This is a genomic window from Nostoc commune NIES-4072, from assembly GCF_003113895.1.
Taxonomy (GTDB): domain Bacteria; phylum Cyanobacteriota; class Cyanobacteriia; order Cyanobacteriales; family Nostocaceae; genus Nostoc; species Nostoc commune.
In genome coordinates this window covers 1,207,177-1,215,416 of record NZ_BDUD01000001.1, presented here as the reverse complement: position 1 = coordinate 1,215,416, position 8,240 = coordinate 1,207,177, and the positions used below count along the sequence as shown (strand labels likewise).

Annotated in this window: 10 protein-coding genes; 8 read left to right on the top strand and 2 right to left on the bottom strand. The window is 43.5% G+C overall.

Going from position 1 to position 8,240, the window contains the following annotated elements; all coding sequences use genetic code 11:
• Positions 1 to 477: 477 nt before the first annotated feature.
• The 3 genes from CDC33_RS05405 to CDC33_RS05395 all read left to right on the top strand — a co-directional run bounded on the left by CDC33_RS05405 (position 478) and on the right by CDC33_RS05395 (position 2,707).
• On the top strand, positions 478 to 654 hold the full coding sequence (locus CDC33_RS05405; protein WP_244919148.1) for a hypothetical protein: 177 nt from the start codon (positions 478 to 480) through the stop codon (positions 652 to 654).
• A 200-nt stretch (positions 655 to 854) separates the two neighbouring features.
• Positions 855 to 2,135 (top strand): LbetaH domain-containing protein, encoded by a 1,281-nt coding sequence (locus CDC33_RS05400; protein ID WP_109007613.1) that lies wholly within the window; start codon positions 855 to 857, stop codon positions 2,133 to 2,135.
• Between the two features lie 20 nt (positions 2,136 to 2,155).
• Positions 2,156 to 2,707 (top strand): hypothetical protein, encoded by a 552-nt coding sequence (locus CDC33_RS05395; protein WP_109007612.1) that lies wholly within the window; start codon positions 2,156 to 2,158, stop codon positions 2,705 to 2,707.
• 30 nt (positions 2,708 to 2,737) lie between these two features.
• Here the strand turns inward: CDC33_RS05395 and CDC33_RS05390 are convergent, their stop codons facing one another.
• On the bottom strand, positions 2,738 to 4,042 hold the full coding sequence (locus tag CDC33_RS05390; RefSeq protein ID WP_109007611.1) for a tRNA nucleotidyltransferase/poly(A) polymerase-related protein: 1,305 nt from the start codon (positions 4,040 to 4,042) through the stop codon (positions 2,738 to 2,740).
• Positions 4,043 to 4,353: 311 nt separating this feature from the next.
• Between CDC33_RS05390 and CDC33_RS05385 the strand changes: the two genes are divergently transcribed.
• The 4 genes from CDC33_RS05385 (at position 4,354) to tsaB (ending at position 6,170) form a co-directional block, all read left to right on the top strand.
• Positions 4,354 to 4,602: a Ycf34 family protein gene (locus tag CDC33_RS05385; RefSeq protein ID WP_109012457.1), complete on the top strand. Its 249-nt coding sequence runs from the start codon at positions 4,354 to 4,356 to the stop codon at positions 4,600 to 4,602.
• A gap of 6 nt (positions 4,603 to 4,608) precedes the next feature.
• Positions 4,609 to 4,815 (top strand): hypothetical protein, encoded by a 207-nt coding sequence (locus CDC33_RS05380; protein ID WP_109007610.1) that lies wholly within the window; start codon positions 4,609 to 4,611, stop codon positions 4,813 to 4,815.
• The gene (locus CDC33_RS05375; protein WP_109007609.1) at positions 4,812 to 5,303 is read left to right on the top strand and encodes a 6-aminohexanoate hydrolase; all 492 of its coding nucleotides are present in this window, start codon (positions 4,812 to 4,814) and stop codon (positions 5,301 to 5,303) included. Before CDC33_RS05380 ends, CDC33_RS05375 begins: the two co-directional genes overlap by 4 nt.
• A 207-nt stretch (positions 5,304 to 5,510) precedes the next feature.
• On the top strand, positions 5,511 to 6,170 hold the full coding sequence (tsaB, locus tag CDC33_RS05370) for a tRNA (adenosine(37)-N6)-threonylcarbamoyltransferase complex dimerization subunit type 1 TsaB (protein ID WP_109007608.1): 660 nt from the start codon (positions 5,511 to 5,513) through the stop codon (positions 6,168 to 6,170).
• 210 nt (positions 6,171 to 6,380) lie between these two features.
• Here the strand turns inward: tsaB and CDC33_RS05365 are convergent, their stop codons facing one another.
• Entirely contained in the window at positions 6,381 to 7,298 is a 918-nt protein-coding gene (locus CDC33_RS05365) for an AEC family transporter (protein ID WP_109012456.1), read from the bottom strand.
• 102 nt (positions 7,299 to 7,400) lie between these two features.
• Here CDC33_RS05365 and CDC33_RS05360 point away from each other — a divergent pair, with 102 nt between their 5' ends.
• The gene (locus CDC33_RS05360; protein WP_109012455.1) at positions 7,401 to 8,201 is read left to right on the top strand and encodes a M15 family metallopeptidase; all 801 of its coding nucleotides are present in this window, start codon (positions 7,401 to 7,403) and stop codon (positions 8,199 to 8,201) included.
• Positions 8,202 to 8,240 lie beyond the last annotated feature (39 nt).

Here is an 8,240-nt window from a genome sequence, read left to right as displayed (position 1 = left end):
TTTGTTATTTCGGCGTGTCTATAACGCACCTTACGAAACTACTAGAATTGAAACATAGTGCTGGTCATACTTGTGTGTACACCGTAGGCTCTTTGGGAGGGGAGCGTTTGCTTTACTCAAATGCGGGGTGGGGTTCTTTATTTTTGATTTATGCAAGAGGTGTAACCAATAATCCTAAAACATGGCTGGTATCTTTTTTTGCTGTCTCTCCGTATGGGATATTCTGAATCTGTCTTCTGACTCCTTCTGGTTAATCTTGGGTAACAGTCTTATGCTCAACATAGCTTTTATCAATATCAAAAGCTTTAGTATTAAACAGCAATTAGTGGTATGGTAGGATGCTAGTTGACAGCAATAATATTTCATCAAGCCAAAACTGACGGTTATAGGCAAAAGGAAAAGTTAAAGGTTTATTCCTTTATCTCTTCGGTTTACCTTGCCAAACTAACTCGGTGAATTATTAAGTATGGAGGAATAATGTTTAAACGTCGCACCATATTATTCGGTCTACTTGCATTTGGCTTAACGTTAGCATTTAGCACACAAGCCTATGGACAATCCACTGCTGGGCCAGAAGCTTGGCAGACAGTCTACAATGAGGCGGTTGCTTCAGCAACAACCACAATTACAGCTTCCACCTTTATAGCCCACTAAAATTTTTCAACTTGGCGGGTTTTTGGAATGCTTAGACCTTTGGCTAGAAAAAGTTCTGAGTAGATTTATCTTGAGAATCAAGAGTAAGGAATTGTGATTTTTTGGTAATTCCTGCGCTACTCCCCACCTGACTATATCTCTAACTCGTTAACTCCGATTCTGCCGTAACCAAATATTTCAAACACCGTGAGGAGTTTTTTATGTTCAAACCTCGCGCAATTTTTAGCGCCTTAGCTGCAATTATTCTGACGCTTGTCATAGGTACACAGGTGAATAACCAACCCGCAATTGCTTCTTTTGGGGGGTGTAATCCAACTTCACATAACCTACCTATATGCCCAAGTACAGCACCGTCAGAGTCAGCTAGTTTCCTTGATCCAACTGCGAGAATCATCAATCCAAGAAAAATTCGCTTGGGTGAAAAAGTCTACGTAGCGCCATTTGCCGAGTTAGACGCTACTATTGCCCCCATTAGCATCGCGGATGATTCTAACGTCCAAGACCAAGTGAGAATTATAGCTTCGGGAACGGGAGTGGATATTGGGCCGCGAGTCATTATGGCACACATGGCCACTATCAAAGGTGCAGCCAAAATCGGTACTCAAGGCTCAACCGGGCCTTTTAGCAACCCGATTACCCATACTCAGTTCAACAACGATATTCCAGAGACATTTCTCAGCTTCAACTGTGAAGTAGATGGTGCAACTATAGAAAGCAACACGGTAGTCAACTTTCTCTCGCGGGTTGGCCCTGGTGTTACCTTACCTGCTGGTAAAGTTGTCCTGCCAGGTAAAAACGTCACAACGAACCTAGAAGCTACCAATAGTAGCTTGGGGAAAGTGGCAAACCTGACAGAAGCCGACGTTGCATTGCTTGAAGGCATCATTGAAGTCAATGAAGCATTTGCCAAAGGTTACACAGAATTGGCCAGAACAGACTTGTCAAATGTACAAGGCATAAATTTCGCTCCAGTCACCGCTTTTAACCCCGGAGGTTTGCCGCAGATAGGTGGGATTGTAACTCGCGATTTTACCTTCCGTAACCGCATCATCGGCAATGTCGTTCTGGAAGATTCTTTCGCAACCCTGACTAAGAAAATAGGTAATGGAATTTCCCTGCGTGCTGATGAGGGTCAACCTTTTAATGTCGGGGAAATTGCTGGGATGGCAAACGATGTTGTCTTTCACGCTTTAGAAACAACTAGCCTGACTCTTGGTGATAATATTGGCTATGGGCCTCGTGTTCTAGTTCATGGCGGTAGACAAGTTGTCAATGGTGTTGCTGATGGCCCTGAAACCAGGGTAGATGATTCCGTAGGGCTAGCACCCAACTCCGTTATATTCCGCTCAATCATTGGCAGGAGATCAGCAGTTGGGCAAAAAAGCGCAGTCTTTAATTCTACAGTAGCTCCGAGAACGGCTATCGGTTCTCGAATAATCTATGCTGACAACGGCAACACGATTTCATCTGTGGAGTGGTAAGCAATAACTTTTGCATAATTATGAATCTGAAAATCTTGCCGCTAGTGCAATTACAATGCCTACGATTGATTTTGCTGTTTACTTTGATATTCGGACTGATGCTAAGTCTTGATGACGGTTCATCTATAGCCGCACAGAAGGTTGGGAAACCTGGATTTATAGACCCTGTAAATGCTGACATCACTTCTAATCAGCTTCAGGTGGTAGAACCTCCAGTCACCGGACTTACTTCTACATTGTCGGATGAGGTCAAGGAATTACCTACAGAGTTAATTCGCTGGTCAACTTACTGGCAACTTTGCTGGCAACCATATCCCGAAGCTAAAGAATACGAACTACAAGCGGTGCTTATGGAAGGCAAGTCTCCAAAATTGCGACGTCAAAGCGATCGCTGCTTTCGTATCCAAGCTGCATCTAATGAAAACCAAAAATCACTTGGACTTCTTAACCGTGAATTAATCTTGCTGACCCATAAAATTCAGCTTGGTTATCGAGTCCGAGCGGTCTTAGATGACAACCATGTGAGTCAATGGTCTGAAGTTATGGCGGTTGGTGCAACTAACGTTACTTGATATTCTTAGGGCAACAGAGGCGATCGCACCTCAGCCGCTAGGCAGGTGGGGTAGTTTACATAACTGACGTGCATAAGCGATCGCCTCTGTTGCTGTTGAAACTTTCCCCTCAGCTTGTGCTACGCCAATTTCGCTCAAGAGTTGGCCGATAATTGGCGATGCTGGAATATCTAATGCTATAATCAACTCCTTCCCGCTCACTAGTGGAGTAGGATGAGCGACCAGATCATCAGGGTTCAGGTAGCGGTTGATCAAAGCTGCCCAAATAAGGCAGCGTTTTGCTTTGGTTTCCACTGCTGTGTGTAGTGGCTTGTCACCAGACATCGCCTCTACCAAAATATCAAGTGCTACAGCTAAGACTGCCATCGCGGGAAATACAATATCTGCTTCATGAAAGAAAAAGTATTGTTCTCGCAAAGACATATCGACTACTTGAAGCTGCGGTAACAGTTTCAAGGCAGTGGTTACACCCCGGATTTCGGCACGACTATAAGTTAGTTCCTGTAGTTCTATTTCTGCTAACTCTGGCACTGGGTTGACAAGACAAGCAAGTTTAGCAATACCTAACCAAGTGGTTTTGATACTATCGCGGACATATTCTTGTAGTTGTGCCCCTAATTGTTGCCAATTTTCTGTAAGTAAGGCAACTGCTTCGTCAACTGCTGCTAGTTTGAGCAAGCTTTCACGGGTGGCATTTTTGAAAAAAGGGGCAAGTAAACCATCTTCCCAAGCACTTGTGATCCAGGGAGTACCCTGAGAATTGCTAAGTAGATAGCCAATTTCTACCCTAACTCGTTCGGCTGCAACTTTGCTGATATGTGATGCCAAAGAACGAATTGCGGCTTGGGTAGCTGGCTCAATAGTAAAACCTAGTTGGGCGGCTTGGCGATAACCTCGCATTAACCGCAAAGGGTCATCTTCTAGGTTTGCAGGTGATACCATTCGCAAAATGCCCTGTTGCAAGTCTGCATAACCTTGCAGAGGATCGATGATTTCTTGCGTATGGGGATTATAAGCGATCGCATTTACTGTAAAATCCCGTCTGTGCAAATCAACTTCTATACTATCTCCTTCCTGCTGGGCAAAGTCAGCCGTAGCGTGGGGAAAAACCACACGCGCAATTTGTCGTTCTGCATCGAGTAACACAAAACCAGCTTTGTAATGATGAGCGATCGCTCTGGCTACCTTTACTGCCTTAGATGGTATAACAAAATCTAAATCCAGATATCCGCGAGTTCTGCCAAGGATTGCATCTCGGACAGCGCCACCTACCATGTAAGCGGGTTGTGGCAGAAATTCCAAGCTAAAAGGCCAATTTTCGGGAGCTAATACCATTTTGGATTTTGGATTTTAGATTTTAGATTGTGTACTCCTACGGTAAAGCAAGCTACGAGTAGCATCTTAGAGAGAAAAGTAGAGGCTACGCTGTCAATGGCGGGTTTGAATCCCCCACGCTGTTAATTTTGACCGAAGGCAGACTTTCCTTGCTCCGCTCCTGTTAGCGGTAGCGGGGCGTTTAGCCCATTCTGACTCCTGAATTCTGAATTCTTCTTCAAGCATTGTAATAAAAATCAACCCAGCAACTCATGAATAACAGTTGGGCTTACGTTAGATTAACAATAAAGGCCCCTGGAGTTGGTTCTATTATGTGTATTTGCGTGAATTGCCACTATGTAGACCGATGTGTTACCTATCATGCCGTAGAAGGGCAGCACCAACAGCCTCACTTGACCGAAACACCAAGTTTTGATCCGAATGAACCTTCTATCAATGTCAACATTCGGACTAAAGATGATGTCATTGAAATGGAATGGGATGTTGTTGGTTGTTTGAGCTTTAAGCGAGAAACGGGTAAATGGTCGAAGTTGCGTCCTGGTGAATTAGTGCCGACTTGACAGAAAATGATTGGTGTATCTTACAGCTATTTTCAGGTAAATAGACAGGCGGTAGGGGCACAGCAATGCTGTGCCCTTATGTCAGATGTGGTTCAAATACATGAAAACTACTGTAATAAAATTTTATTTATCAGCGAATTCATGGTAAAGGGAGGAGATGTCAGGAAAGCGATCGCAAAAGATAAAAAAGCTAGCCAAGAGAAAACAGTATGACCAACGCACAGCGACTAGACCATGTAGAAGATGAACTCGAAACTGTTAAGCGATTGCTAGTGTCTACTGCTAGCTACGCAGAATCAGCAGGCAGGCGGCTTGATGAGTTGACGATCAAACAAGACCGTACCCAATCTCACCTCGATGAGTTGACGATCAAACAAGACCGTACCCAATCTCACCTCGATCAACTAGGGGCACGTATTGATCAGGTAGGGGTAAAAGTTGACCAAGTTTCTGATAGGGTTGATAGTTTTATTACTCACACGCAACGCCTATTTACAAAGGCAGGCAGTGAAATAGAAGAAACAAAGGCACGAACTGAGCGATTAGAAGCACTCATGCTAAAGCTTGACCGAAGCTTTGAGGAACAAAAATCTCAATTTCGGGAGTTTCAACTTACTACGGGTGCTGCCTTGGAGCGAATTGACCGAGTTTTAGACTATCTACTGAGACAGCAAGGCGGTAATCAGAATCCCCCATCCTAGCCGCGATCGCTCTTAGATAGGACTTACGCAAAAATTGCTAAAAAGCTTAATTTCTCGAACCGCCAAGACGCCAAGAGCGCCGAGAATTCGTAGAGTGTGCGTAAGTCCTATTAGAGAGTCAACAGCAAGCGAACATTTGCGATCGCATTCTGATTTATGCTTGAATAAATTACGCTTACTCTATAAGAATAGATATTTGAAATAACTTTGACAACGGAACTAGAAGACCTTGCAATAAATAAATACGCTTTAGCACTACATACCACCACACCAGAATTAGGTTTGGCAATTAGTAACTTTGCTGGTGAAAATCGCTCTCAAATTTGGAATTTAGGGCGTGATTTATCTAGCTTAGTGCATCAATACTTAATTGAATTTATCAAACCACAAACTTGGGCGAATTTTTCCTTTATCGCAGTTGCAAAAGGGCCTGGCGGCTTTACGGGAACTCGAATTGGCGTTGTTACTGCTCGTACTTTAGGGCAACAGTTAGATATTCCTGTATTTGCAATTTCAACTTTGGCTGCCGTAGCTTGGGCAGAAGCTGGCAAAAGTCAAAATTCCAAAACTATTGCTGTGGAAATGCCAGCACAACGAGGTCAAATTTTTGCTGCTATTTATCAGTTTGAGTCAGATATTTCTAAACTAAAAGTGTGTTTGTCAGATAGAGTGTTGACACCAGAAGCATGGCAGGAAACTTTAGCGAATTGGAACACTAGTTATCAGTTGATTCAAGCTCAATCTGGATTAGCAGCGACGGTGACAAGTATTTTGGAATTAGCTAATCTCGATTGGCAAGAGGGCAAATTTCCTAATTGGTCAGAGGCTTTGCCATATTATGGGCAGCATCCAGTACAGGATGCATAGCCATCATGAGCAAAGCGGAAACATGCGCCGAACTTATTGATTAACAACTACCGAATAGTTTGGCTTATGCTAATCCAAAATAACTTCATGCTTCCTAAGATGAGTGTAGTGATTTTCAGGTATATCTTCAAAAAAGTTTCATCACTTAATTACACTGTAGAAAAGTTACTGAATGCAAAAAAAGAACTTATTGCTACAGTCTAATTAAATCTAAAATAGCCACAGCCAAAGTGGGAGAGTAAGCAGCAATAGTATAGTCCCAGCAGCTAAAGCAGTAACTGCCAGATCGCGATCAAGATTGAAAGTCTCAGCAATTACCAGTGTGCCAAAAGCTGGAGGCATTGCCATTTGTAAGACAATTACTTTTGCTGTGGAACCAGTTAATCCAAACAGTGGTAAGATACTGCCCAATATCAAAGGAACTAACAGCATTTTGATTCCCAAGCTGATCCCTGCTTGTGGTAGGCTACGCCAAGATTTGAGCAGCCCTAACCGCATTCCTATTAACACTAGAGATAAAGCTACACTACTCCAAGCAAATTTCTCCAAGCAGAATTCTATTACTGTAGGAATTGTCGCTTCTCGAACCAGCAAGCCAAATCCGAAACTCCATAGGGCAGGATTAATTAAAATGGCCTTAATAATCTGCCAACGATTCTGCATACCGCCACCAAAACGGGCTGCTATTAGAACACCCAAGCCATAAGCTCCTGGGAATGAACCTAACAAATCGTAAAATAGCGCCCAAGCAAAGTATTCCTTGCCTAGTATTGCTAAGGTGATGGGAAAACCAAGATAACCTGTATTACCCAACATTGCTGCTAATATCAAGCTAGCCTGAGTTGGTGGTTGGGGGACAGTATTTCTAAAATAGGCTTGTCCTTTAATCCCTAACCAAGCTAAAAATGCTCCCAGTAAAATGGCGAGGTAAGCGATCGCAGGTGCAATCCAAATTTGCCCCGACAAGCTAGATTGACGCAAAAACGATACTATGCTGATGGGTACTCCCACCCAAAAAAGAAACTGTCCCAAACGTGTAGGAACTGTTACAGGAAGTTTGCGTCCCAGAATAAAACCTACCAGGACTAATCCTCCCAGCTTGACGTATAGTTCTAAAAGGTTTGTCAAGATTGTGCCTAAGAACCACAGATGTAAAATGCTACCTGTTACGTTTACTTTTGTCCAGTGCAAAATCTGTTATGGTTATCCCACAAAAACAGGAGTTTACCCTTGAATAAGGCTGGGTTTTCTGGAAAACCGCAAAACTCATCGAATGACTTTGGTGATGATATTCCAGTGGCTGTACGCGATACCCCTGATGCAACACCTAAATTTTGGTTGCAACCCCGAATTTGGCTGATTGGGGGAGTTGCAGGATTTATCCTTCTGCCTTTAATTAGCGGTTTTTTGTATTTCGTCACTGCACCTAAAAAAACCGCCGATTCCCAACCTTTACCAGCTACTTCTGCTCCTGCGAGTCCAGCAGCTAATAATTCCAGCGATACTGTGTTAGGGCATTTTCCATATCCAGAAGCCCCTGAGTCAGAACTAGTAACTATCTCCGCAAACAGGGGCATTAGAATGCGAAAACCTGCTGCCCAAAAGTTTGAGGAGATGGTAGCAGCAGCGCGGCGTTCAGGTGTAATATTAGTGCCAATTTCTGGCTTTCGCTCAGTCAAAGACCAGAAGCAGTTGTTTTTTGCTGTCGGTGCCCAACGAAATCAAACGCCAGCACAACGAGCTGCCTTCAGCGCTCCTCCTGGCCATAGCGAACATCACACAGGTTATGCTGTGGATGTTGGAGACGGATCAGTACCAGCAACTAATCTCCAAACTAACTTTGACAATACCAAGGCTTATCAGTGGCTGCAAGCAAATGCACCGCGTTTTGGCTTTGAAATGTCATTTCCTAAAGATAATGCTCAAGGTGTGAGTTATGAACCGTGGCACTGGCGTTTTGTAGGCGATCGCGATAGTTTGGAAATGTTCTACAAAGCCAGAAATTTGAAACCTACTCAGGTGTCTCAATAAAAGCAACATTTTGATGAGGCAATCTTGTAGATTAAAAAA